This window comes from Gordonia sp. NPDC003504 (assembly GCF_053587995.1).
In genome coordinates this window covers 50,183-74,301 of sequence record NZ_JBSFPC010000003.1, presented here as the reverse complement: position 1 = coordinate 74,301, position 24,119 = coordinate 50,183, and the positions used below count along the sequence as shown (strand labels likewise).

At 67.0% G+C, this 24,119-nt stretch carries 23 protein-coding genes and 1 pseudogene; 7 read left to right on the top strand and 17 right to left on the bottom strand.

Annotation, left to right across the window (positions count from 1 at the left end):
• The first annotated feature begins 4 nt into the window (after positions 1-4).
• Positions 5-1,702: a BCCT family transporter gene (locus ACWDPV_RS07985; protein WP_449742496.1), complete on the top strand. Its 1,698-nt coding sequence runs from the start codon at positions 5-7 to the stop codon at positions 1,700-1,702.
• A gap of 83 nt (positions 1,703-1,785) precedes the next feature.
• The gene (locus ACWDPV_RS07980; protein WP_449742731.1) at positions 1,786-2,583 is read left to right on the top strand and encodes an IclR family transcriptional regulator; all 798 of its coding nucleotides are present in this window, start codon (positions 1,786-1,788) and stop codon (positions 2,581-2,583) included.
• 78 nt (positions 2,584-2,661) lie between these two features.
• Here ACWDPV_RS07980 and ACWDPV_RS07975 read toward each other — a convergent pair whose 3' ends face one another.
• The 7 genes from ACWDPV_RS07975 to ACWDPV_RS07945 all read right to left on the bottom strand — a co-directional run bounded on the left by ACWDPV_RS07975 (position 2,662) and on the right by ACWDPV_RS07945 (position 8,678).
• Positions 2,662-3,117, bottom strand: coding sequence for a DoxX family protein (locus ACWDPV_RS07975; RefSeq protein ID WP_449742495.1), 456 nt, complete (start codon positions 3,115-3,117; stop codon positions 2,662-2,664).
• 84 nt (positions 3,118-3,201) lie between these two features.
• Positions 3,202-3,831, bottom strand: a complete 630-nt coding sequence (locus tag ACWDPV_RS07970; RefSeq protein ID WP_348805695.1) for an MBL fold metallo-hydrolase — start codon at positions 3,829-3,831, stop codon at positions 3,202-3,204.
• Positions 3,828-4,922, bottom strand: coding sequence for an S-(hydroxymethyl)mycothiol dehydrogenase (locus ACWDPV_RS07965; protein WP_449742494.1), 1,095 nt, complete (start codon positions 4,920-4,922; stop codon positions 3,828-3,830). The genes ACWDPV_RS07970 and ACWDPV_RS07965 overlap by 4 nt, the downstream gene beginning before the upstream one ends.
• A 163-nt stretch (positions 4,923-5,085) precedes the next feature.
• Complete coding sequence (locus ACWDPV_RS07960; RefSeq protein WP_449742730.1) at positions 5,086-6,354, bottom strand: LuxR C-terminal-related transcriptional regulator; 1,269 nt, start codon at positions 6,352-6,354, stop codon at positions 5,086-5,088.
• 74 nt (positions 6,355-6,428) lie between these two features.
• On the bottom strand, positions 6,429-7,283 hold the full coding sequence (locus tag ACWDPV_RS07955; RefSeq protein ID WP_449742493.1) for a Rho termination factor N-terminal domain-containing protein: 855 nt from the start codon (positions 7,281-7,283) through the stop codon (positions 6,429-6,431).
• Positions 7,284-7,393: 110 nt separating this feature from the next.
• A complete protein-coding gene (locus ACWDPV_RS07950; RefSeq protein WP_449742492.1) occupies positions 7,394-8,392 on the bottom strand; it encodes an ABC transporter permease in 999 nt (332 codons plus the stop codon).
• Complete coding sequence (locus tag ACWDPV_RS07945; RefSeq protein WP_449742491.1) at positions 8,385-8,678, bottom strand: DUF2218 domain-containing protein; 294 nt, start codon at positions 8,676-8,678, stop codon at positions 8,385-8,387. The genes ACWDPV_RS07950 and ACWDPV_RS07945 overlap by 8 nt, the downstream gene beginning before the upstream one ends.
• Before the next feature lie 324 nt (positions 8,679-9,002).
• On the opposite strand from ACWDPV_RS07945, the gene ACWDPV_RS07940 reads away from it, so the two are divergent.
• Complete coding sequence (locus tag ACWDPV_RS07940) at positions 9,003-9,287, top strand: DUF7218 family protein (RefSeq protein ID WP_348809282.1); 285 nt, start codon at positions 9,003-9,005, stop codon at positions 9,285-9,287.
• Here ACWDPV_RS07940 and ACWDPV_RS07935 read toward each other — a convergent pair.
• From ACWDPV_RS07935 to ACWDPV_RS07925, 3 genes are read right to left on the bottom strand one after another with little or no spacing between them, the layout of a single operon-like run.
• Positions 9,262-9,588: a hypothetical protein gene (locus ACWDPV_RS07935; protein ID WP_449742490.1), complete on the bottom strand. Its 327-nt coding sequence runs from the start codon at positions 9,586-9,588 to the stop codon at positions 9,262-9,264. The genes ACWDPV_RS07940 and ACWDPV_RS07935 overlap by 26 nt on opposite strands.
• On the bottom strand, positions 9,585-10,082 hold the full coding sequence (locus ACWDPV_RS07930; RefSeq protein ID WP_449742489.1) for a flavin reductase family protein: 498 nt from the start codon (positions 10,080-10,082) through the stop codon (positions 9,585-9,587). The genes ACWDPV_RS07935 and ACWDPV_RS07930 overlap by 4 nt, the downstream gene beginning before the upstream one ends.
• Positions 10,083-10,129: 47 nt before the next feature.
• Complete coding sequence (locus ACWDPV_RS07925; RefSeq protein ID WP_348809280.1) at positions 10,130-11,296, bottom strand: LLM class flavin-dependent oxidoreductase; 1,167 nt, start codon at positions 11,294-11,296, stop codon at positions 10,130-10,132.
• A gap of 81 nt (positions 11,297-11,377) precedes the next feature.
• Between ACWDPV_RS07925 and ACWDPV_RS07920 the strand changes: the two genes are divergently transcribed.
• Positions 11,378-12,247 (top strand): response regulator transcription factor, encoded by an 870-nt coding sequence (locus ACWDPV_RS07920; RefSeq protein ID WP_449742488.1) that lies wholly within the window; start codon positions 11,378-11,380, stop codon positions 12,245-12,247.
• A gap of 145 nt (positions 12,248-12,392) precedes the next feature.
• Here ACWDPV_RS07920 and ACWDPV_RS07915 read toward each other — a convergent pair whose 3' ends face one another.
• A complete protein-coding gene (locus ACWDPV_RS07915) occupies positions 12,393-13,199 on the bottom strand; it encodes a helix-turn-helix transcriptional regulator (RefSeq protein WP_348809278.1) in 807 nt (268 codons plus the stop codon).
• A gap of 355 nt (positions 13,200-13,554) precedes the next feature.
• On the bottom strand, positions 13,555-14,205 hold the full coding sequence (locus ACWDPV_RS07910; RefSeq protein WP_348809277.1) for a pyridoxamine 5'-phosphate oxidase family protein: 651 nt from the start codon (positions 14,203-14,205) through the stop codon (positions 13,555-13,557).
• A 142-nt stretch (positions 14,206-14,347) separates the two neighbouring features.
• On the opposite strand from ACWDPV_RS07910, the gene ACWDPV_RS07905 reads away from it, so the two are divergent.
• Positions 14,348-14,899: a DinB family protein gene (locus ACWDPV_RS07905; RefSeq protein ID WP_449742487.1), complete on the top strand. Its 552-nt coding sequence runs from the start codon at positions 14,348-14,350 to the stop codon at positions 14,897-14,899.
• Positions 14,900-15,125: 226 nt separating this feature from the next.
• Entirely contained in the window at positions 15,126-16,748 is a 1,623-nt protein-coding gene (locus tag ACWDPV_RS07900) for a DUF6777 domain-containing protein (protein ID WP_449742486.1), read from the top strand.
• A 93-nt stretch (positions 16,749-16,841) separates the two neighbouring features.
• Here ACWDPV_RS07900 and nagA read toward each other — a convergent pair whose 3' ends face one another.
• From nagA to ACWDPV_RS07880, 4 genes and pseudogenes are all read right to left on the bottom strand, one after another.
• Entirely contained in the window at positions 16,842-18,005 is a 1,164-nt protein-coding gene (gene nagA, locus ACWDPV_RS07895) for an N-acetylglucosamine-6-phosphate deacetylase (RefSeq protein ID WP_449742729.1), read from the bottom strand.
• Positions 18,006-18,016: 11 nt separating this feature from the next.
• Positions 18,017-19,036 carry an SIS domain-containing protein gene (locus tag ACWDPV_RS07890; RefSeq protein ID WP_449742728.1) on the bottom strand — a complete coding sequence of 340 codons (1,020 nt, stop codon included), beginning with the start codon at positions 19,034-19,036 and terminating at the stop codon, positions 18,017-18,019.
• A 120-nt stretch (positions 19,037-19,156) separates the two neighbouring features.
• Positions 19,157-20,101, bottom strand: coding sequence for an N-acetylglucosamine kinase (locus ACWDPV_RS07885; RefSeq protein WP_449742485.1), 945 nt, complete (start codon positions 20,099-20,101; stop codon positions 19,157-19,159).
• Positions 20,098-21,516, bottom strand: a pseudogene (locus ACWDPV_RS07880) (sugar porter family MFS transporter). The gene ACWDPV_RS07885 and the pseudogene ACWDPV_RS07880 overlap by 4 nt, the downstream one beginning before the upstream one ends.
• Positions 21,517-21,618: 102 nt before the next feature.
• On the opposite strand from ACWDPV_RS07880, the gene ACWDPV_RS07875 reads away from it, so the two are divergent.
• Complete coding sequence (locus ACWDPV_RS07875; RefSeq protein ID WP_449742484.1) at positions 21,619-22,359, top strand: GntR family transcriptional regulator; 741 nt, start codon at positions 21,619-21,621, stop codon at positions 22,357-22,359.
• A 174-nt stretch (positions 22,360-22,533) separates the two neighbouring features.
• Here the strand turns inward: ACWDPV_RS07875 and ACWDPV_RS07870 are convergent, their stop codons facing one another.
• The gene (locus tag ACWDPV_RS07870) at positions 22,534-24,060 is read right to left on the bottom strand and encodes a flavin-containing monooxygenase (RefSeq protein ID WP_449742483.1); all 1,527 of its coding nucleotides are present in this window, start codon (positions 24,058-24,060) and stop codon (positions 22,534-22,536) included.
• Positions 24,061-24,119 lie beyond the last annotated feature (59 nt).

Below are 24,119 nucleotides of genomic sequence, written 5' to 3'. Positions count from 1 at the left end.
ACCCATGACGAAACCCGTCGGCACCGACCAATCGATAACCGGACGATTCCGGTCGATCACCCGACCGCAACTGGACCCGACCGTCTTCGGTGTCACCGCCGCCCTCGTCGTCGGATTCCTCATCTGGGGTCTGCTCGCACCGGACAACCTGGCGTCGGTCGGCGCCACCGTGCTGGCCTGGATCACCGCCAATCTGGGGTGGCTGTTCGTCCTCGCCGCAACCGGTTTCGTGATCTTCGCGGTCTGGCTGGCCGTCAGCAGGTACGGCCGCATCCCGCTCGGCAAGGATGGCGAAAAGCCCGAGTACCGCACGATCAGTTGGATTGCGATGATGTTCAGCGCCGGAATGGGCATCGGCCTGATGTTCTTCGGCGCCTACGAACCGCTGTTCCACTACGTCGAGGCCCCACCCAACACCGACGTCAACGACATCGGGGTGGCGATGGCGACCACGATGTTCCACTGGGGATTTCACCCGTGGGCGATGTACGCCGTCGTCGGCCTGGCCATTGCCTACAGCACCTACCGCCTCGGCCGCACCCAGCTGATGAGCGCGGTGTTTGCCCCGCTGCTCGGCGGTTCCACCAACGGGCCGGTCGGCAAACTCATCGACATCCTGGCGATCTTCGCGACCCTGTTCGGCACCGTCGCGTCATTGGGACTCGGTGCCCTGCAGATCGGTTCGGGCCTGAGCAAGATCGGCTGGGTCGACGAGCCGTCGACGATGCTGCTGGTGGCGATCATCGCCATCCTCACGGCCTGCTTCGTCGCCTCGGCGGTGTCCGGCATCTCCAAAGGCATTCAGTGGCTGTCGAATACGAACATGGTCCTTGCGGTGATCCTGGCCGTCTTCGTCTTCGTCGTCGGCCCGACCGTCTTCATCCTCAACGTGCTGCCCACCACCCTCGGCGCCTACGCCAACGACATCACCGCCTTCTCGGCACGATCGTCGGCCACCGTGGACGCCGACGGCGCGGCCTGGCTGTCGAGCTGGACGATCTTCTACTGGGCGTGGTGGGTGTCGTGGACCCCGTTCGTCGGGATGTTTCTGGCGAAGATCTCCAAGGGCCGCACCATCCGCGAGTTCGTGGTCGGCGTGATGGTGGTGCCGACGGCGGTCTCGCTGGTGTGGTTCGCGATCTTCGGTGGCACCGCCATCCGTGAACAGATGACCGGCGTCCTGGGATTCAACGCCGCCACCGCGGCCAGCGAGGACACCCTCTTCGACGTGTTGTCACACCTACCGTGGACCGGGATCGCCTCGGCGTTGGTGATGATCCTCGTCGCGATCTTCTTCGTCTCCGGCGCCGACTCGGCGTCTCTCGTAATGGGGACACTGAGCGAACGCGGGGCGCACGAGCCGACCCGCGCGGTCACCATCTTCTGGGGCACGGTGACCGGCGCGGTGGCCGCCCTGCTGCTGGCGATCAGTGGCGACGACGGCCTCAACGGCATCAAACAGATGGCGATCATCGCGGCGTTGCCGTTTCTCATCGTGATGATCGGGATGTGTGTGTCGCTCTACCTCGACCTGCGGCACGACCCGCTGATCGTGGCCCGGACCCAACTCACCGAGCAGGTCGACGAGCACGTCCGCCGGCAGGCCGAATCGATCGCCACCGGCGAGATGGACGTGGTGACCGTCGTCGACGACGAGGTCGTCGCCGTGGCGGAGACCGTGACGTCCGCGGAGACGCCATGACGCTGGCCCACCCACCACGCACCCGCAACGGCGCGGGTGCGTTCCCGGGGGTGCCGCCGCGGTCGTCTACAGTGGGCACCATCATGGCCACGCAGGAGAACAGGACCGGCGACGAGGCCCCCACGCCGTCCGGAGCCGTCCAATCCGTCGATCGTGCACTGGCCGTCCTGGAACTCATCGGCGCGATGGGGTCGGCGGGCATCACCGAACTGGCCGCCGAACTCGGCGTCCACAAGTCGACGGTGTCGCGCATCGTGGGCTCGCTGGAGTCCCGTGGCTTCGTCGAGCCCGAACCCGGCAGCCGCAAGTATCGCATCGGTTTCACCGTTGTGCGCCTTGCCAGTTCGACCAACGCCTCATTCGATCTGTCCAAGCAGGGCCAGGAGATCTGCGAGAAGCTGGCCGGCGAGTTCGGTGAGACCACCAACCTCGCCGTCCTCGGCGGTAATCAGGCGGTCAACATCGTTGAGGCACAGGGCACCTCGAGTGTCGCCCTGCAGACGTGGGTGGGTCAGACCTCACCCGCGCATGCCACGTCGTCGGGCAAGGTGCTATTGAGCGCGTTGTCCGACAACGAGATCCGCGAACTGTTCGCCGGCGGCCTCACCCGCTACACCGATCACACGATCACCGACATCGAGGCACTCCTGGCCGATCTGGCGCAGGTCCGCGAGCGCGGGTGGGCCATCGCCGACGAGGAACTCGAGGTCGGTCTGGTCGCGATCGCCGCGCCGATCCGTGATCAGACCGGCGCGGTGATCTCGGCCCTGAGCGTGTCCGGGCCGCGGTACCGCGTCGACCCCGACCACGCCGCGGACATCGCTGCCCAGGTCACCGCCGCAGCATCAGAACTGAACTCGCGCTTCGGCTTTCGGGGTTGATACTCCGCCTCCGGCCGGCGGCCACACCATCGGCCGGAATCGAGCACCGACGGCGGGCCGGGCGACCGTTGCCCGCGGTCAGTTCGCGATCGACGACACCGGCGCCGCCGACGAACCCGCCGGTCGATCACTGGCGCTGCGGAAGAGCACCGACTCCAGCGCCCAGCGGCCGGATCCGATGAAGACGAGCAGCAGCAGCGACCAGCAGAACAGTGCCGCCGAGTCGCCGTCGTTCTGGATCGGAAGCATCCCGTCGCCGAGATGCTTCCAGAAGTAGGCCACGGCCATCGACCCGGAACCGATGAATGCAGCGATCCGCGTTCCGACGCCCAGCATGACCATCAGCCCGCCGACGAGCTGAATCGCCGCCGCCCACCAGGACGGCCACGCCCCGAACTCGGCGGTGGAACCGCCGTAGGGCGCGACCGGCCAGGCGAACAGCGTGGACGTGCCGTGGCAGAAGAACAGGAAGCCGACGATGATCCGGAAGATCCCGATCGCCCAGGGCGCAGCCTTATCAAGTGAGGTAAGCATTGCCTAACTATCACAATGCTTGCATGATCAACCAATAGCTGTGAGGTAACTGTGAGCTACCTCACGGGAGCGGATCGCCCGCCGTCAGCTCCCCCGCTTGATCCATTCCTCAAGGTGGGGGGCCTCCTCGGCGATCGTGGTGCCGTCCCCGTGACCGGTGTAGACCTTGGTCTCGGGATCGAGGACGAAGATCTTGTCGCGGATGGATTCGATGATCGTCGGGAAGCTCGAGAACGAGCGCCCCGTCGCCCCGGGGCCACCCTGGAACAGGGTGTCGCCACTGAAGAGCACTCCGGCCTCGGGCACGTAGATCACCGACGACCCCGGCGAATGCCCGGGCGTGTTGATCACCGTCAACGTCGTCCCCGCGACCTCGATCTGCTGCCCGTCGGACAGATCCTCGTGCTCGACGTCGGGATGGGTGTCGTTCCACAGCATGTCGTCACCGGGATGCAGCAGGATCGGCGCGCCGGTCTCTTTGGACAGTTCCGGTGCCACGGTCACGTGGTCATTGTGGCCGTGCGTGAGCACGATCGCCTTGACTGTGCGGTCGCCGACCGCCGCCAGGATCGGCGCCGCCGAATGCGCGGCGTCGATGATGACCACCTCGTCGTCGTTGCCGACCAGCCAGATGTTGTTGTCGACATCCCAGGTCCCGCCGTCGAGCGAGAATGTCCCCGACGTGACGACATTGTCGATACGCAGGTCGCTCACTGCTTGACCTCGACCACCGAGCGCAGCACCTTGCCGGCCTCCATCGCCGAGAACGCGGCCTCGACGTCGCCGAGTCCGACCCGTTCGGTGACGAACTTCTCCAGCGGCAGCCGACCCTGCTCGTAGAGGTCGATGAGCATCGGGAAGTCGCGCTCGGGCAGGCAGTCGCCGTACCACGACGACTTCAGCGAACCGCCGCGGGAGAAGAAGTCGACCAGCGGCATCTCCAGGGTCATCTCCGGGGTCGGCACCCCGACCAGGACCACGGTTCCGGCCAGATCCCGCAGGTAGAAGGCCTGCTTCCAGGTCTCCGGGCGGCCCACCGCGTCGACGACCACGTCGACACCGAAGCCGTCGGTGAGGTCCTGCACGGCTGTGACGACGTCGTCGACCTCGGCACCGTTGATGGTGTGGGTGGCACCGAGATCCTTCGCCCACTCCAACTTCGAGGCGTCCCGGTCGATCGCGATGATCGTGGTGGCACCGGCCAGTCGCGCGCCGGCGATCGCCGCGTCACCGACACCACCGCAGCCGATGACGGCCACCGAATCGCCACGGCCGACGTTGCCGGTGTTCATCGCGGCGCCGAGGCCGGCCATCACACCGCAGCCGAGGAGCCCGGCGACGGCCGGGTCGGTGTCGGGGTTGACCTTGGTGCACTGACCCTCGTGGATGAGGGTTTTCTCGATGAACGCCCCGATGCCCAGGGCGGGGGTGAGTTCGGTGCCGTCGGCCAGCGTCATCGCCTTGCTGGCGTTGTGGGTGTTGAAGCAGTACCACGGGCGTCCGCGCTTGCAGGCGCGACACTCGCCGCAGACGGCGCGCCAGTTGAGGACGACGAAGTCGCCGACCTCGACGTGGGTGACGTCGGACCCGATCGCCTCCACGACGCCGGCCGCCTCATGGCCGAGGAGGAAGGGGTACTCGTCGTTGATCCCGCCCTGCTTGTAGGCGAGGTCGGTGTGGCAGACGCCGCAGGCAGCGATCTTGACGATCACATCGTGCGCACCCGGGTCGGGAACCACCACGTCCACCAGTTCGGTCGGCGCATTCTTGCTGCGCGAAATAACTCCCTTGACCGTCTGCGACATATCCGCTTCTCAATCCTCTCGATGACAGAAACCGTTGACACCTGCGACATGCACGTGCCGTACCCAGTGTTGTCGGGGTCGGGAACACATGCATCCATCCGAATGGATGGTTCTACCTAGACGAAAGTACAGACCGGCCCGACCACGTTCCTTCGGCCCGCTGTTATTCGGCGACGATGCCCGCACTCGCCGCGAGCAGGCCCGCCTCCCCACGGTTGGACACCTTGAGCTTCTGCAGGATCGCCGTGACGTGGAACTTCACCGTGCTCTCCGACACTCCGAGCGCCGCGGCGATCGCCTTGTTACGGCGGCCGAGTGCGAGGTGCCCGAGCACCTCCACCTCACGGGGATTCAGCGCCGAGAGCCGATCCTCGTCGGGCCGGGCCGCCGACGCCGCGAGCGGAATCCGCGCCGACACCCGCGTCCCCCACCCTGGGATCGACTCCACCTCGAGCTCCCCGTTGAGCGCCTGCAGCCGACCGGCCAGCTGCCGGGCGAGCAACTCGCCATCGAGCTCACCCGGTCCCTGATCACGGATGTCGACGACGAGGTCATCGCCACTGCTGTCCCACTCGATGCGCACCCGCGCCAGCTCCGGTTGGGCGGCGACGGCCACCGCCGCCGCGCGCACGATGGCCCGCGCACCGTGTGCGATCTCCCCGGGCAGCGGACTGCCGTCGACCGACGGGCCGACGTAGTCGACGTCGGCGGCAAGGTGACGCAAGGCCGGTTCGAGTTCGGCCTGCAGCCGACGAAACGCCGTGGTCACCGCTTCGGTGGCGAGCTTGCGGTCGGTGTCACCGACCGCGCGCAGGGTGATCAGCGCCGACGATGCCGTCTCCGCGGCCGTCGACCGCGCCGTCCGATCGTCCAGGTCGCGCGAACGCAGGGTGCCCAGCACGGACGCCAGAGTGTCCTCGTGCGCCTCAGTGAGCTGCGCGATCGTCCGGGCGCGCTCACTGGACGCGGCCCGCGACTCGGCCAGGTAATCGGGACTCGCCTGGGCGACCTGCTGCCGGATCGACACCGCGACGATCGCGAACCAGGCCGCCAGCAGCTCCTTCGACGTCCCCGTCCCCGATCTGCTCCGTCTGGGGACCAGCACCAACAGTGTGTCGGTCGCGTCGCGAACGGCGCGGATCGGCCGGCGCGCACCACCGAGGACGGCGTCGAGTTCACTCACCTCGCCGACGCCGACGGTGTTCTTGATCTGATCGAGTTCGTCGATGGTGGCGCGCTCGACGATGTCCGGGGTCCCGGCCACCTTGCGCGGTCGTCCGGTGCATTCGCGGGTGAAGATGATCAATGCCTCGTGGGCATCCGTCGGCGCGAGGAATCGCGAGAATCGCACCGCGATCTCGGGCAGCGGACCGTCGATGACGGCGCACAATTGCTGCCACTGCCCGATGGGCGAGGCGAGACGCGGTTCGATACTCACCGGTCCATTGCACCCCGCCGGCGGGCCGGGTGCCAAACGTCGGGTTACCGCGGCGTCGCCTCAGCGAGTCACTTCAGTGCGGCGATCAACTGCGCCTTCGTCATCGACGAGTACCCCTTGATGCCCTTGGCCTTGGCCTGCGTACGCAATTCGGCGACGGTGGGACCGCTCCGCGACGCACGCTGTGTGGCCTTGGCGGGGGTCTGCTTCGCGGGGGTCTGCTTGGCGGGGGTCTGCTTGGCGGGTGCAGGTTTGGCGGGAGCAGCCTTCGCCGGCGCGGGTTTGACGGGCGCAGGCTTGGCCGGATCGGGTGTCGCCGGGGCGGGCTTCTTCTCACCCGGTGCCGCCACACCCCATGCGGCGGTGGCCTTCTGCGCCGGACTCTTACCGTCCGACGACGGTGGGGTGGACAGTGTCGACGACGCCGGTGGGGTGGACGGCGCCGCTGTCGACGGAGTCGCGGGGGTCGACTTCGGTTGCGCTGCAGGCTTCGTGGCAGGCTTTGGCTCCGCCGGTTTCTCGGCGGCGGGTTTCTTCTCGGCAGGCTTGGACTCGGCCGGTTTCGACTCGGCGGCCTTCTTCTCGGCCGGCTTCGTTTCGGCCGGTGTCGCGTCCGCCTTCGGCTCAGCAGACGTCGGCCTCGGGCCCTTGTCGGATCCCAGTCCAACGACCTTCAGCAGTTCGGTGCGCAGATTCGCGACGTCACGTTCGGAGCGTTTGATGCGTTTGCGGGCCGCCTTCTCCACTCGTGCCAGATCGGTGGTCAGCCGACCGATCTCGGACTCCAGCCGCGCAATGGCCTTGTCCTTCTTGCTCTCACCGGTCTTCTTGAGTTCATCGGTCTTCTTGAGTTCATCGGTCTTCTTGGGTTCATCGGTCTTCTTGGGTTCGCCGGCCTTCTTACCCGCATCCTTCTTGCCCACGCCCACATTCCTCCCATACCCGCCTACCTCGGCCGGGTCTCAGGGTAGTACCCTGCGTGCGCACGAGGCAGGTGTCTGCGGCGTTCGGCGTGTTCGCCCGACGCACCCCGCTACCTCGCCGGCCTCGATCTCCACAGGTACACCGCGCAACCGACCACCGACCATCCGGCGAGCACCAGGAACGGCCAAACATATTGGTGATCCGGGAAATACACGGCGGTGTGCTGCGCGTTGACCGATGCTCCGGGCGGTAACCATCCACCGATGGTGGCCAGCAGGCGCGGAAGCAACGGCCACGACACCGCCCCTCCGGAGGACGGATTGCCCAGCAGCACCATCACCAGCCAGGTCGGGATCATTGCCCACCGACCGAACAATGAACTGAACATCGTGAACACCATGCCGCAGGTGAACAGCGTCAAGGTGAGGATGAACCACGACTCCACGAACGGCAGGTCCAGCGCTCCGAGAAGCCAGTCGGCGACCGCGGCCATCCCGAATCCACCGAGTATCGAGTACGCCGCGGTGAATCCAATTCTCTCCCAAGGTCGTAACGACCTGGCGTGCACTCCGAGTTGTACGGCGCCGACGAATCCGACGATCACCGACGCGAGCGTCATGTAGAAGATGGTGAGCCCGTGCGGATCTCCGTCCTGCAGCGGCTTGATGTCGGTGACGGTGACGGTGAATCCGGCCTTCTCCAGAACCGGCGGCATCGACTCCTCCAGCAGGGTGGCCACCGTCTGACCGGAGGCGCCGCTCACGTCGAGAGCGAGATGCGTCGACCCCGACCGTGTCTCGATGATCGCGAACACCTTCTGGTCATCGATCAGCTCCAGAGCCTCCGACCGGTCGTCCACATGCCGCACCTGGAGCGAACTTCCTAGTGCGACTTCGAGTTCGGGCTCCAGCGCCGCAGCGGTCGACGGCGCCAGGGTGCCGACGACGACGATCGGGATGTTCTCCGGTTTGGGGTTGGCCGTCGCGTACGTGTAGGACGCGACGAACAGTGTTGCCGCGCAACCCAGGATCAGCACCAGCACGGTCGCCGGCAGAAACCGGGAGCCACGGAATTCGTCCCATGCCCGACGCACTCGGGTGTCAGTCATCGTCAGCCGAGTCGGCGCGCAATTCGAGGCCGTGACTCACGGCGCGCCCGATGACGTCCTCGTACAGATCGGCGTTGTCCGGTGCGGTGGTCAGGGTGAACACCAGCGCTTCCGGTGTGCTCACGAGTTCGGCGTGAGCGGCGCCGTCACCCATCTCGAGCGTGCCGGTGCCGGTCGCCGCCTCCCACCGGGTGACCGACCGCCGACTCAGATGCGAGGCGAGTTGGTTGTCGTAGCGGGCCGCGCGATCGGTGGCCACCGTCGCGATGCTGGTGATGGTGTTCAACGTGAATTCCTCTCTCACCGTGCGGCGGTCGGCACCTGCGCCGACATCGACGGGTACACCGTCCGGGCGTTGCCTTCGCCGATCGCGTGTCGTCGTCGGGTGTGGCAGTGGCGGTCTCGATGCCGCGGCGGGTGTCACGTTACTCGTAGGGATGACATCGAGGAGCGGATCGACGGCGCAACGTGACGGCGCTCTCCCCACCACTGACGGCGCTCACCTGAGCGCTGTCAACGTCATGGCAAGCGCCGTCAACGGAGAACGGGATACCTCGATCGGACCGCCTTGCCGACCACTCGGCGTAGCGTGGTGCCAGAAGGAGGCACCATGGCCGCAGACAACAAGCCCGCCGACGATCCCGGACCGTCGGTCAAGGACGACGAACTGTACGAGAAGCTCCGCGATGAGGGGAACTCCAAGGAGAAGTCCGCCCGCATCGCGAATGCCGCAGCCGCCCAGGGCCGTTCGAAGGTGGGCGCGCGTGGCGGACACTCCGGCTCCTACGAGGACTGGACCGTCGACGAGCTGCGCTCGCGCGCAAAGGAACTCGACCTGACCGGGTACTCGTCGATGAAGAAGGACGAACTCATCGAGGCGCTGCGAGAGCACTGACCTCGACGTCGCCCGCGGCACCGACCAATTCGTCACCGCACCGTTCCCACCCCCACAGGGTCGCGCACGCCAGGAGCACCGGGAACCATCGGCCGCTGAACGCGTGCACGCCACGCAGTTCGGCGGCCAGCGCCCGGGTGTTGATCCGCACCCGACCGCCGTCGTCGACGCGACCGAATGCTCTACGCCGCAGTCCCATTCGGGTATCGGACGATCCCGCCGCACCGTCCCCCACCCGCAGACAGGTGTAGTCGTGGGGATCGTGCAGCGTCAGTCCCTCGGCGTCGACGACGATGATCATCGGCGCCCCCGGTGGGTGCCGAACACCCGGCGGTGATAGGTCAGCGGTTCGGCGACCTCGTGATCCGCACCGATCACCTCGCCGAAGATCACCGTATGATCGCCACCGACAGCGAACTCTGTTGCGGTGCAGGCGACCCAGCCCGAGGTGCCGTCGAGGGCAGGAAGGCCGTCACGTCGCCGCCAGCCGACACCGTCGAACTTGTCACGGCCCTTGCGGGCAAACGCCAGCGCCACATCCGATTGCTCGGACGCCAACACGTTGACCCCGAATCGTTCCGACTCCCGGATCAGCGCGAGCAGTTCGGAATCACCGTCGAGCGCGACCGCCACCATCGGCGGCCCCATCGACAGCGACATGAACGCACTGACCGTGGTGCCGTGCGGCCGGTCACCGTCGAAGGTCGTGATGACGGTGACCGGCGTGCACACATGAGCCATCGCCTCACGGAAACCCGTTGCCACCGAATCAGGTCGCGCAAGTTGCGGACTCATCCATTCACTCCTTCTGTATCCAACCCGCGGCAGCAGGCCGTGCCGTGTCAGCCCTTGGCCGAGACTTCCTGCTCATACTTGCGGGTCATGTGGTCGACGGCCTCCATCTGTTTCTTCGCATGACCCTCGCGCACCGACCGCGCCAGCGCAGCGGCATCGAGGGTGGGCTGGGCCTGCTCCTGGAAGTGCGGGAACACCTCGTCGGCGAACAGTTCCGCCGACCTCCTGGTGTCCTCGGGATTGGCCCAGTCATGACCCATCTGCAGCATGCAGCCGAAGCCGCCGGATTGATCCCACAACCGCTGCACCTGCGCCCGCGCCTGCTCTGGTGTGCCGATGACGCCGATGCCGGCCTCGTTGATGAAGTCGATCATCTCCGTCAGCCGACTGCCCGACACCGCCATCTGCGGGAATGCGGCCACATGCTGGAAGTAGTCGAACCATTCCTCGATGCCGTACTCCACCTGCTTGCGGGCCTGCGCCTCGGTTTCGGCGATGTGGAACGGCCCGGCCAGACGCCACTGCGACCGGTCGACGCTGGTGCCGTGGGTCTGCGCCCGCTCCTCCATCACATTCCAGTGGTGGGCGAGCGCGTCGAACCCGTCGGCCGACAGGGTGGCGCCGATGGAGATCAGCCCCAGTCCGTAGCGACCGGCCAGACGCGGCCCCGTCGGCGAGGCGACCGCGGCGAGGGCGATCTCGATGCCGCCCGGCGAATACGGCGCGAGCTGCAGCTTCGCGTCGAACAACTCATGAGTGCGGGTCTTGGCGCTCACCGTCTCACCCCGCATCAACCGGACGACGATGTCGAGGTTCTCCGACAGCAGTTCACGCGTGTCGGTCGGGTCGAGACCGATCATCGCCGAGTCCGTCGGCAACGAGCCCGGCCCGATCCCGAACACCGTACGGCCCCGCGTGAGGTGATCGAGTTGCATGATCCGATCGGCCGCCCACAGCGGATTGTGATAGGACAGCGACGTCACGCCGGTCCCGAAGGTGATCCGCGGCGCCCGCTGGGCGGCGGCGGCGATCATGATCTCCGGCGACGCGATGATCTCGCTGCCCGCGGAGTGATGCTCGCCGTACCAGACCTCGTCGTAGCCGAGTTTGTCCAGGTGGACGGCCATCTCCAGATCACGCTCGAGAGCCGCGGTCGGATTGCGTCCGGGAACGTGGAACGGGGCCATGAAGTAGCCGAAGCGAAGTCTGCTCATCGTGTGTTTCTCCTGGTCATGCGGTAATGCGAGGGTGTCGTACCGGAGTCCGGTGCGCGCTGAGATCACCGTAGACGCGCTGTGACCGACACCACAGTGCACCAAAGTGGACACTCCTCCTTGCACCTGAATCCCGCGTCGAGTTTCATGGGTTCGGGGCACCTGTGGCATGGATCACAGGAGGCGCACCTGATGCACGACGTCGACACCCGCGAGTCACTGCCGAGCGCGGAGTACGAGCGGATCTTCGCGGTGCTCGACATGTGCGAACAGGCGGCCACCCTCGAGCACTTCAAACACACCCTGATGGACGCGCTGCACACGCAGTACGGGTTCCCCAACACCACATTCCTGGCGGGGCCGACATTTCGCAGCGCGTTCGCCGACTCGGACCCGGTCACCACGGGCAGGATCACGCCGATCATCGACGAGTACCAGACGGGCTGGTATCGCACCGACATGTTCGCATCGGCCGAATCCTTTGCCGCCCTGCAGGGTCCGCGCGCCATCTCGCACCGTCAACTGCGGCGCTTGCCATCGACTGCGGTCGAGTACCTCGAGGGCTTCCTCTACCGACGACGCCTGCACAGCGCCGCCGTCCTGCACCTGGGACTCGCCGCCGATTGCCATGGACTGATCGGCATCTTCGACTCCGAGGGCAAGGACCTGCCGCCGACTCGTGTACACGCACTGGGGTTGTTGGCGGGGCAGTTGTCGGCACAGGCCAAGTCGATGCCCGGGAACCCGGTGCCCGACTGGCGCACCCACCTCACCCCAAGCCAGCAGGAGATCGGCGCTCTGGTCTCCGACGGTCTCACCAATGAGGAAATCGCCGCCGTGCTGCGCCTGGAGGTCGACACCGTCAAGAAGTACGTCAGCCGGATCTTCGCTCTGACCCGCGTCCGCAATCGGGCCGAGTTCGTCAAGCTGGTCTACACAACACCGGCCTGACCTCGCATAACGCCGACGCGGCTGATCCTCGTCGGCGCGGCGCCCTCACGTTCACGCGGTCTGTGCAATGACCGCTCCTGGCGTGGGCACCGCGCGGACACGAAACACCCGCGCCGACACCGTGTTTGATGGCCTCAGGGCGGGGTCACGGCAACAGCCCGGACCGGCGCGCCACGACGACCGCTTCCAACCGGCTCGCCGCACCCAGTTTCCGCATCGCATCCTTCATGTAGCCCTTGGCGGTCTGCACGCCGATTCCCAACGACTCGGCGATCCGCGCATTGGGGTACCCCAGTGCGGCCAACGCCACCACGTCCTGCTCCCGCGCGGTCAATTCGACGGCGTCGGTGTCGGGACCGGCGTCGAGCAAGCCGTCGGTGATGCGGGCGATCGCGTCGGCGATGTCGGCGTCGTCGACCGACCTCGCGAGTTCCCGTAACTGCGTGTACGCCTGCGTCATCCGGATGCGGAGGGCATCGGCGTCGGGGTCGGCGGCCGCGGTCTCCACCGAGGTCCGCGACGCCACGATCTGTTGTTCCAGGGTGCGGGCCTCCAGGGCCAACGCATCCAGCGCCCGGCCACCGATCGGGTCGTCGGTGTGCAGTGCCCCGTAGATCACCGCGACGGGTTCGCGGTCGACGATGACCGGCGCCGCCGCCATCGCACGCAGACCCTCGGTTTCGATGACGGCGTTGTAGCGGTGCGTGATCCGCGGGGTCCGCAGGTAGTCGTCGACGACGAGCGGCCGGTTGGTGGCCACGACCTTGCCGCCCAGCCCGTGCCCGATGTCGACGGCCACGCCGTTGAGGGCACCGACGGTCGGCCCGACGAACTGGCTCAGCCGCAGCGCCCGACCCCTCTGCACGATGCCGCCGAAGGCGAGCGAAACCCCACTGACCCGACGCAGACGACGCAACGCATCGGTGACCGGCGCAGCCAACGACTCGGGCATACGTCACCTCCTGTGCTGTCTGCCGACCCTCTCCGGGATTGACGCCCTGTGCCCGCGCGGCCAGACCACGGCCGGCAAGTGTGACTCAGCTTACTCGGGCCCACCACCACCATTTCGCCCGCCGGATACCGATATGAACGCGGCGTGAGAGGTCTCCCGTGTCGATATACGACGCGAGTGCCCTCTGACACCGCGTTTGTATCGCCGCTCGGCCGGACCATGCGATATAGACGGGACGGCCGGGCCGGACGGAAGCAATAATCTCCTCCGATGCCCTGAGCCATCCCGGTTATATCGCCACTCGGATCAGTGCACGGCCGGCGAGACGAAATCCGTTGGGGCCACATGCCTCACGTCAGCCACCAACCAGCCGCCGGACCGACTCGGGAACCCGATGTCCGGTGGCGGTGATCGGATCGTCGAAGACGGTGCGTGTCGGCACCACACCGGTCCAGTTCTCGGTCTCGACGCCGGGACCACCGATGCGCGCCTTCGCGATCCACTGCCCGTCGACGATCGGGATGCGCAGGGCGATGGTTGCCGCCCGTTCCTTGCGGGTGATCTCCGGGGCCTCGGCGACGCGCCCGGGAATCAGCTTGTCCGACAGCACTTTCAGCGCTGCGACCTCGTCGTCGGCGCGCTCGGGGATGCCGCGGATGACCGCCGACCGATAGTTCGCGGAGTGATCGAACAGCGCATCGGCGACGACGATGCCGTCGAGGATGAACACGGTGAACGTGGACGGAACGCCTTCGGCGACATGACGCAGGGCGCCGGCGGCGATGGATCCGTGCAGCAGGAGCGCGTCGCCGTCGCGGGCGAACAGCATCGGCACCGACCACGGCCAGCCATCGATCACCGTCGACAAGGTGCCGACCAGCGTGGAGTCGAGGACCTCGTCGAGCAGCGCCCGATCACCGCCGCGATGCGGTTTGCGGCGCAGACCGCCGAGCGCCGCGGGTTCGTCGGCGTGGCGGTCCGCAGCTGATGTCGGGTCGGAGGTCATGCACGCATCGTCGCCCTGCAGCCAGGACGCCGCAACCGAATTCCCACCAGAACCGCCGGACTATCGCGGACCGAAGTTGTCCGCAATCACCCTTACCGTCGACAGCGTCAGTTCACTTCACCCCACACCAGAAGGACTCACCATGGCCGGCACCTACACCCCCGTCACCCTGTCCGTCGATGTCACCGGCGAGAAGGAGGAACTGCTCACGCTCCTCGACGACCAACGTCAGGTCTTCCTCGTGACACTCCGCGACCTCGACGACGCCCAGGCACGGACGCGCACCACCGTCAGCGAACTCACCCTCGGCGGACTGCTCAAACACCTGACGCTGGTCGAGCGCGGTGCCACCGAGACGATGACGGTCCGCGACGAGGAGGCCACCTTCGACATGTCACTGATGGAGCACGCCTACGAACTCACCGACGACGAGATCCTCGACGACTGGCTCACCGCCTACCGCGAGGCGGCGGCCGCCTACGACCGCGCCGTGGCCGGGCTCGATCTGGACGACCAGATCCCCCAGGAGACCGCGCCGTGGCAGCCCGAACGCGAATGGTGGTCGGCGCGCAAGATGGTGCTGCACATGCTGCGGGAGACCGCCCATCACAGCGGCCACGCCGACATCATCCGCGAGGCACTCGACGGCCAGACGACGATGTCGGCATTGTTCGACTTCGGCGACGCGTTCTGAGAAGGGACTCCGGCGCAAGGGCCGGTGCGTATACATCGCACCGGCCAATCCCGGCGTTACTTTCCTGTAGTCCGATCGGGTGGAATTGTCGGACGGTCGGCCGAATACCCCTATTCTTGGTTGCCCCTGCTGAGAGCGGCTCCCGATACTGATGGCTCGGGGATCACCACAACGCCGTTCATTCGTGTTCATCCCACCGTGAACGCGAGCCGACGCAGGAGACCAGATGTCGTATTACCCGCCCGGGCCACCCACATACCCGCCGTCAGTGCCGTTCGGGGCCGTGCCGCCGGAACCGCAACCTCGCAATCGCCGCAACCTCACGATCATCCTGGCGGCCATCGTGGCGGTGCTCGCCTTGGTGTTCTCCGGCGTCGTCTTCTACGTCTACAAGCACAACAAGGACGGCTTCGAGCTTCCTTTCCTGTCCTTGACGTCGGCGGACGCACCGGGCGACCAGCCGTTCATGGCGCAGCCGAACCTGACCAACCGGCCGATCGACAACGGCCTACGGCTCTCGGCGAACACCGGCGCGCAGGATCAGGGCACCCGGACGGTCAGCGGCACCACGCCGGGTCTGTACATGGGCGGCTCCACCACCTGTGATCCGGCGGCGCTGGGCAACTATCTCGCGCAGAACCCGAGCCAGGCGTCGGCGTGGGCGAGCGTCTACGGCATCAGCCCGTCGGCGATCCCCTACTACCTCGACTCGTTGACCCCGGTCGTGCTGACCGCGGACACCTGGGTGACCAACTACAGCTACGCCGGTGGTTCGGCGGTGCCGTTCCAGGATGTGCTGCAGGCGGGCACCTCGGTGCTGGTCGACAGTTCCGGTGTGCCGCGGGTGCGCTGCCAGTGCGGTAACCCGCTCGCACCGCCGGCGTCGGTGCCGATCGGTGGGTACCGCGTGCGTGACACCGCGTGGCCCGGCTACCAGGTCAACTACATCACCCGCGTCGCCTACAACACGCAGAACGTCACGGTCATCAACAACACGACGACCATCGTGACCCAGGCCCCGACGCAGGCATCGGCTCCCGCCGGAACGTCGCCGTTGCTGACCCTGCTCAACCCGGACACTCGCCAGCTCGTCGAGCGGACCGTCGGCGGACTGCTGGATCTGTCGGGTCAGCCGCCGCTGGCCGAGCCGCTGCCCACCCCGGCCGCGCTCAACGTGCCGTTGCAGGTGAACAACGACGAGGGCGCCCGCGCTCAGGGTCTGGCCGGGGCCGGTGAGACCGGCGCGGCACCCGAGGTCATGTCGATGGCCGAGAGCAATGGCAACGTCCCGTCGGTCGAGAGTGAGACGACCGACGAGAACGGTTCGACCAACGCCGCAGGCGAGACCACCGCTCCCGGTGAGTCCTCGGAGTCGTCGACGGAGTCGAGTTCATCGAGTTCGAGTAGCAGTTCGTCCTCGTCGGAGGCGCCGTCGCCGACCAGCTTCAGCGGCAGTGGCGACTCGATCGGCTCCTTCACCTTCGAGGAGGACGGTTCGACGGTCAGTTGCTCGGCACCGTCGGAGGAGACGACCGGATCGGTCAGCCTCAGCTGCAACGACGGAGTGTCCCGGACCGTCTACCAGAGTTCGCTGTCGCAGTCGTCGGTCACCTCGGCCACCGATTCGACCGGCGTGTGGCATGTGTCCCTGTCGGGCGGTTCGACGTCCTCGGCGGCGGTCATCTCGGCCTCGTGGCAGACGCTCACCGCGCTGACCACCACGACCGAGACCACCGAGGAGACGACGACGTACGAGACGCCGGAGACCACCACGGAGACGACCACCGAGGAAACCACCACGGAGGAGACGACCACCGAGGAGTTGCCGGAGACCACACCGGCCGGCTGACGCCGGGCTCGGCCCAACGCGAGAACGTCCCCGTGAGCGCGGCTCACGGGGACGTTCTGCTGTGATCGGCGAGGTGTGCCGGTCACCATCTGTTCAACGCGCAGCGGACGTCGCGGCGACGATCCCTACCTGTACCAGCCGGGCATGGTCGTCGACGACGAGGACGTCGGCCGCCAGTCCCGGCCGCAGATCGCCGACACCGTCGAACCCGAGGGTGCGTGCCGGTGTGCGCGAACACATTTCGACTGCGGCGATGAGCGCCTCGGCGGTCACGATGTCACCGCCGGACAGTCCGCGGGCGGCGCGCCGGAACAGCAGGGCCATGGTCGCGGTGCTGCCCGCGATCGCCCCGGTGTCGCGGACCCGCGCGACCCCGTCGATCACGTCGACGTCGAGGACCCCGAGCCGGTAGGACCCGTCGGACATGCCTGCCGCGGCCATCGCATCGGTCACCAGCGCGACCCGGCCCACGCCGGCGACCCGCTCGACGTAGGTGGCGAGGTCACGGTGGATGTGGACGCCGTCACCGACGAGTTCGACGGTCACCCGCTCGTCGGATAGGAGGGCCAGCACCGGTCCGGGTTCCCGGTGGCGCAGTGGCCGCATCGCATTGTACAGGTGAGTACCGACCCGCGCGCCGGCGTCGATGGCCGCACGGGTGCGGTCGTAGGTGGCCTCGGTGTGGCCGAGGGCCACCACCACGCCGGCGTCGGCGAACTGCCGAACGGCGTCAATGCCGCCGTCGAGTTCCGGTGCGAGCGTGACCATTCGGATGGTCTCCCCACCGACGCGCAGGATGTTCGCGATCTCGGCAGAATCCGGGTCGCGCAGGGTGGCCGGGTCGTGGGCGCCGCATCGCGCGTGCGACAACCAGGGCCCTTCGAGGTGGATGCCGGCCACCACACCCGCCTCGACCAGTGGCCGCAGGCGCCGGACGTGCGTGATGAGGTCGTCAGACGACGCACTGACCACACTCGCCAATGTTGTTGTGGTTCCCTGGGATCGGTGGAATTCGACGGCGGTGTGGACCTCGGCGGTCACGCCGTCGGTGTAGCTTCCACCGCCGCCACCGTGGACGTGCATGTCGACGAAGCCGGGGACGAGCGTGGCCTCTGGAAGATCACGATCGGCGGGGCTCGGCGGGAGTCCCTCCCCGACGTCGGCGATGCGTCCGTCCTCGACGGCCAGCCACCCCGGCTCCAGGGCGCGCCCGCCACTGATGATCCTTGCCGCCGTGACGATCTCGCGGGAAGTCATCTCGCAGGAAGTCACAGTGTCTCCGTCACCTTGCGCAGCCCGCGTGGGGTGTCGGGGTCACCGCCCCGCGCGATGGCCAGGTGCAGGGCCAGTTGCTGGAACGGAATGATCTCCAGCAGCGGCGAGAGTGCCTCGGGAGCGCCGACGGGAAGTTCGACACCGCCGGTCAACTCGGACACGTATTCCGTTGCGCCGACGCCGAAGACGTCGGCGTCACGTTCGGCGAGACGTTCCAGGACCTGGACCATCGCCGCACCGCCGGCACCCTGCGGCACCACGGCGAGCACCGGGACCTGCGGGTCGACGGTCGCCAGTGGTCCGTGCAGGAGATCGGCACCGGAGAATGCCTGCGCCGACAGGTACGAGGTCTCCATCAGCTTCAGCGCGGCTTCCCGCGCCGTCGGATAGGAGTAGCCGCGGCCGGTGGTCACCAGCCGTTGGGCGAACCGATACCGTTGCGCCACAGCACGAATACGAAGCTCGCCGCCCAGTACCGTGGCCGCCAGATCGGGCAGGGCGTGCGCATCGGACCCGTCGCGGCCGGCCATCCCTTCCGACAGCAGGTACAGCGCCAGGAGTTCGGCAGTGTAGGACTTCGTTGCGGCAACGGACTTCTCGGCTCCGGCGTGGACCCGGACCTCGAGTTCGGCGGCGTCGGCCAGCGGTGAGGAGTCGGCGTTGGTGATGGCGAGGGTCATCGCTCCCTGTTCACGGGCCACCTGCACCGACTGCACGAGGTCGGGGGAACCGCCGGATTGGCTGACGGCGACGTAGAGGACGTCACGCAGATCGGGGCGGGCGCCGTAGACCGTCATCGTCGACGGGGAGACCAGTCCGGCGGGCAGTCCGTGCCGGATCTCGATGAGGTACTTGGCGTACAGCGCGGCGTGATCGCTGGTGCCGCGGGCCACGAACTGGACGAAGCGGGGTTTCCTCTCGGCGATATACCGTGCGACGGAGAGTATTTCGTCGGCTCCCTCGCGGAGCAGTCGTTGCCAGGCGTCGGGTTGTTCGGCGATCTCGGCGGCCATCAGGTGGCCGGGCTGGTCGGTGACGGGTGTTCGGGTGAGGGTGTTCATGAGTGTTCTCCTTGAGGTGTGAGGCCGACGTCCGATGCGAGACGCAGGTGGCCGGACCGGGCGGCAGGTCGGTCAGTGGGTGTCGAGAAGTGCGGCGGCGAGCCGTGCGGCGCCGTGCACCGGGTCGACGCGCAGCACCCGGATGTCGGTGATGTCGCGGGGTGCGACGAGGTCGCGGAGGCGGCGCTGTAGTTCGGGTTGGTGGACGACCTGTCCGCCGGCCAGGACCACCGGACCGGTGGAGCCGAGACGGTCGGCGACCTGGCCGATCAGGTCGGCCAGGGCCGCAGCCGCGGCGTCGATGATGTCGTTGCTGCGCGAATCCCCCTGGGCGGCAAGCTCGAAGACGACGTGGGCACGGCGCGCCCAGAACTGGCGGTCGGCGCGGGTGTAGAAGAGGTCGTGCAGGCCGGCGACGCCGTCGACCTCGCATTCGGCGGCCAGACGTGTCGACAGCGGGGCCGGTGAGCGGCCGGTGTCGTCGTCGCGCAGGGCTCGTCGCACCACTTCGCGGGCCACCCAATAGCCGCTGCCCTCGTCGCCGAGGAGGTGTCCCCATCCGCCGGCCCGGGCGTCGGTCTCACCGGTGCGGCCCCAGGCCACCGATCCGGTGCCGGAGATCAGGGCGATTCCCTCGTCGAGGCCGGCCGCGGCCAGAATGAGGTGGGTGTCATGCACGACACCGATCGCCGCTCCGGGAACACGCTCGGCGAGAAGCTGTTCCAGTCGTGCGACGCTGGCCGGGGTGTCGGCGCCGGCGGAGCCGGCCATCACCGCATGGACGCCGGCGGCACCGCCGAGCGCCTCGATGGCGTCATCGAGTTGCCGTCCGGCCTCGGCCACGCCCATCGACGAGACGTTGGCGCTGCCGACGATGGTCTCGGCGACCACCTCACCGTTCTCGGTGCGTATCGCCTGGGTCTTGGAGCCGCCGATGTCGAAGGCGAGGGTCACGACCGTGCCGCCCGCCGCCGGGATGGTGGTGGCCGTGGCGGTTTCGGTGGATGCGTTCTTCATCGTGACACCTGTGTCCGTGTGGTGTTCTCGACGACGGTCGTGGCCGGCCAGCGGCCGCCGTTCTGCCAATAGTGTTGGATGTCTTCGAGTTTACGGCCCTTGGTCTCCGGGGCCAGGAAGTAGACGAAGACCATGCCGATGACCGCGAATCCACCGAAGACGGCGAAGGTTCCGGCGCCGCCGATCGCGTTGATGAGCGAAAGCGTGAACGCCGCGACGATGGCGTTGGCCACCAGGTCGGAGGTGAGCATCGCCGACGATCCCTGCGAGCGCAGGCGGGCCGGGAATGCCTCGCCGGCGTAGACCCAGACCAGGGCGCCGAAGCCGAAGGAGAATCCCATGGTGAACACGACGAGTCCGGTGAATCCGAGGATGTGCGCGGCGGTACCGTCGCCGTGCATCGGGCCGTAGGTGACAATGAGCATGCCGGTGGCGATCACCATCGCGCCGATGCCGCCGAGCAAGATGGGGCGTCGTCCGGCGCGGTCGACGGACAACAGCGAGATGATCACCGCGGCCAGGCCGGCCACCTGCACCAGCGCGGGCAGCATGAGGGTGCCGAAGTCGCCGGTGAAACCCATGTCCTCGAACAACTTCGGGCTGTACTAGACCACCGCGTTGATGCCGGTGATCTGGATCAGGAAACCGAGGCCGACGACGAAGACGGTGGCGCGCAGCCACGGACGACGGAACATCTCGGTGATGCGGCCGGCGGACTCCTCGGTCAGTGCGCGCTGCATCTCGCCGATCTCGGTGTCGACGTCGGCGTCGGGGTCGATGGCCCGCAGCGTCGCCCGGGCCTCGTCGACCCGGCCCTTGGAGACATACCAGCGCGGGGTGTCGGGCATCGTGATCAGGATCAGCGTGACCAGCAGGGCCGGGATGGCTGCGAGGCCGAGCATCCAGCGCCACGCGCCGTGACCGGCCAGGAAGTAGCCGATGACGTAGCCGGCGATGATGCCGACGATGGTCGCCACCTGGTAGGCGACCAGCATCGCGCCGCGGGTGCGTGGGGGTGCGGATTCGGCGACGAAGACCGGTACCACCACGATGGACACGCCGACGGTCACCCCGAGTAGCAACCGCGCTCCGAGAAGGGTCACATTGGTCGGCGCGAAGGCGCTGAACAGGGCGAACAGGCAGTAGGTGGCGCCGACCGCGACCATCGACCGCTTACGGCCGATGCGGTTGGCGAGCCAGCCGGCGAAGATGGCTCCGACGATCTCGCCGATGACGACGGCGGTCGCCAGTGCCTGTTTACCCGTATCTCCGAGTCCGAAGTCGGCGGCGATGAACTTGAGTGCGGCGCCGATGTTGCTGCTGTCGTAGCCGTAGATGACGCCGATGCTGGCGGCCGCGATCCCGACGAGCAGGCCCGACGACCTCGCGTGTACCGGGGGTGTGAGTGTTGCCATGTCGAGTGCCTCTCGAGCGTGAATTTATTGGTGTAGACCAATTGGGAGTGCAGTTAGATTGGCATATACCAATATGGGCCGTCAATGGGTACGCTCGGATTCATGTCGACGTCCTCCGTCCGGACGGCACCCGCTTCCGGTGACCGTGCCCCGCAGCCACGCTATTTCCAGGTCAAGCTTGCGCTCGAGAAGCGCATCGCCGAGTTGGAACCGGGGATGTCGCTACCTCCCGAACGCAAACTCGCCACGGAGTTGGGAACCTCGCGCACGACATTGCGCCGAGCGCTGGCCGAACTCACCGCCGAGGGCATCCTGAGCAGCACCCAGGGCAGCGGAAACTATGTGGCCCCACCGAAGCTGGTGCATGTGCGGCAACTGACCTCGTTCAGCGACGACCTCGGCGCCGCCGGCCTGGCCGTGCACTCGGAGATCATCGATGCCGATCAGCCGTCCACCGACGCCGATCTCGCCACCCACCTCGACATCGACAAAGGCGCCCCCGTCGACCGCCTGGTCCGCCTGCGTATCGTCAGCGACGAACCACTGGCCCTCGAAACCGCCTACCTACCAAGACCTTTGGACGGACTCGTCGATGCCGTCACCACCAGCGGCTCGCTCTATGCGACCCTGGCCCGGTTCGGCATCGAGATCTGCGACGTCGAGGACAGCGTGCAAACCGCGCTGGCCACGCCGGATCAGGGACGGCACCTCAAGGTCGCAACCGGAACCCCACTGCTGCTGATCGAACGCACCTCGCGCGACGCCGACGGCCGCATCGTCGAGTGGACCCGATCGTTCTACCGCGGCGACCGCGTCAGATTCGTCGCACGCGGAACGCTCTGAGCCGCTCCACCCCACTCACAGCGCTCTCCACCTCACTGGGCTGACCCGCACCCGGCCGGCCCACTCGCGCGAAGAACCACCCCAGCACACGTCTCGACAACCGGTGACGACGCTCGACCAACAGAAAGCCCTCCCCGGCCACGGGCCGGGGAGGGCGCTGGTTCTACCTTCTGGTCAGGCGCTGGCCGACTCCAGTTCGTCGGACGCTGCCGCGTCGGTGACCGGCTTGGTCCGGGTGAACTCCAGGTGCGGATCGGCGACATCCATCGCGAACGACTTACGGTCCTTGTAGTAGCTCATCGACATCGACCACGGCTCCTCGACGCCCTGCTTGGGCAGGTTCGCCAGCGACCGCTGGACGTATCCGGCGCCGAAGTCCAGCAGCGGACGCGTCCCCATGTCCGGGTCTGCGATCGGCCGCACGGCCGGGTAGCCACGCGCATCCATGTACGCGAGCAGGCGGCAGAAGTGCTCGCACAGCAGACCCACCTTGAGGGTCCACGACGAGTTGGTATATCCAATGGCCAGTGCGAAATTCGGGATTCCACTGAGCATGAAACCGCGGTAACAGACGGACGTGGACATCTCGACGGGCTCACCGTCCACGCTCAATGCCACCCCACCGAACAGTTGCAGGTTGAGTCCGGTCGCCGTGACGATGATGTCGGCCTCGAGTTCCTCACCACTTTCGAGCAGGATGCCCGTCTCGGTGAACGTGGCGATGCGGTCGGTGACCACCGACGCCTTGCCCTCGCGGATCGAACGGAACAGGTCGCCGTCGGGTACCGCGCAGAGTCGCTGATCCCACGGGTTGTACGGCGGGTTGAAGTGCTTGTCGACGTCGAAGCCCTCGGGCAGGAGCTTCTTGTTGATGGCGCGGATGACCTTTCGCGACGCGTTCGGGAACCGCTGGCAGGCCTCGTACAGCAGCCGCTGCTGCGCAATGTTCTTCGCACGCGCCAGCGCATACCCGCGCTCGTCGCCGAGTACCGCGCGACCGATGTTGGCGACCGGATCGTGTTTGGGCAGCGGAACGATGTAAGTGGGTGTGCGCTGCAGCATCGTGATGTGCTCGGCCTTCTCGGCCATGGCCGGAAGCAACGTTACCGCAGTGGCACCACTACCAATCACCACGACCTTCTTGCCTGCATAGTCGAGGTCCTCCGGCCAGTGCTGCGGGTGGATGATCTGACCGCCGGCGCCGGTGAACCGCTCCACGCCCTCGAACTGCGGGGTGAACCCTTCGTCGTAGTTGTAGTAGCCGGCCCCGGAGAACATCCAGTTGGCCTTCATCTGGATTCGCTCGCCGGTGTCGGTGCGGTCGATGTCCACCGTCCACAGGCACTCCTGCGACGACCATTCCGCCGAGATCACCTTGTGGCGGTAGCGGATCTTGTCGCCCAGGCCATCCTCGTCGATGGCCTCGTGCAGGTAGTCGAGGATGCGGTTGGCGTCGGCAATGGACTGCTTGTCGGTCCACGGTTTGAACGCAAAACCGAAGGTGTGCAGATCCGAATCCGATCGAATGCCCGGGTACTTGAACAGGTCCCAGGTCCCGCCCGGGACGTCGCGACCCTCGATGATCGCAAACGACTTGGCCGGCAATTCCTTGGTCAAGTAGTGCGCGGCACCGATACCGGAGATGCCGGCACCGATGATGAGTACGTCGACGACGTCGACGCTGGGGGCTGTCTCGGGCATCTGTTGCTCCTCGTACATGGCCAGGAATATGACACCCGGCGTTGTTACATTCCAGCATG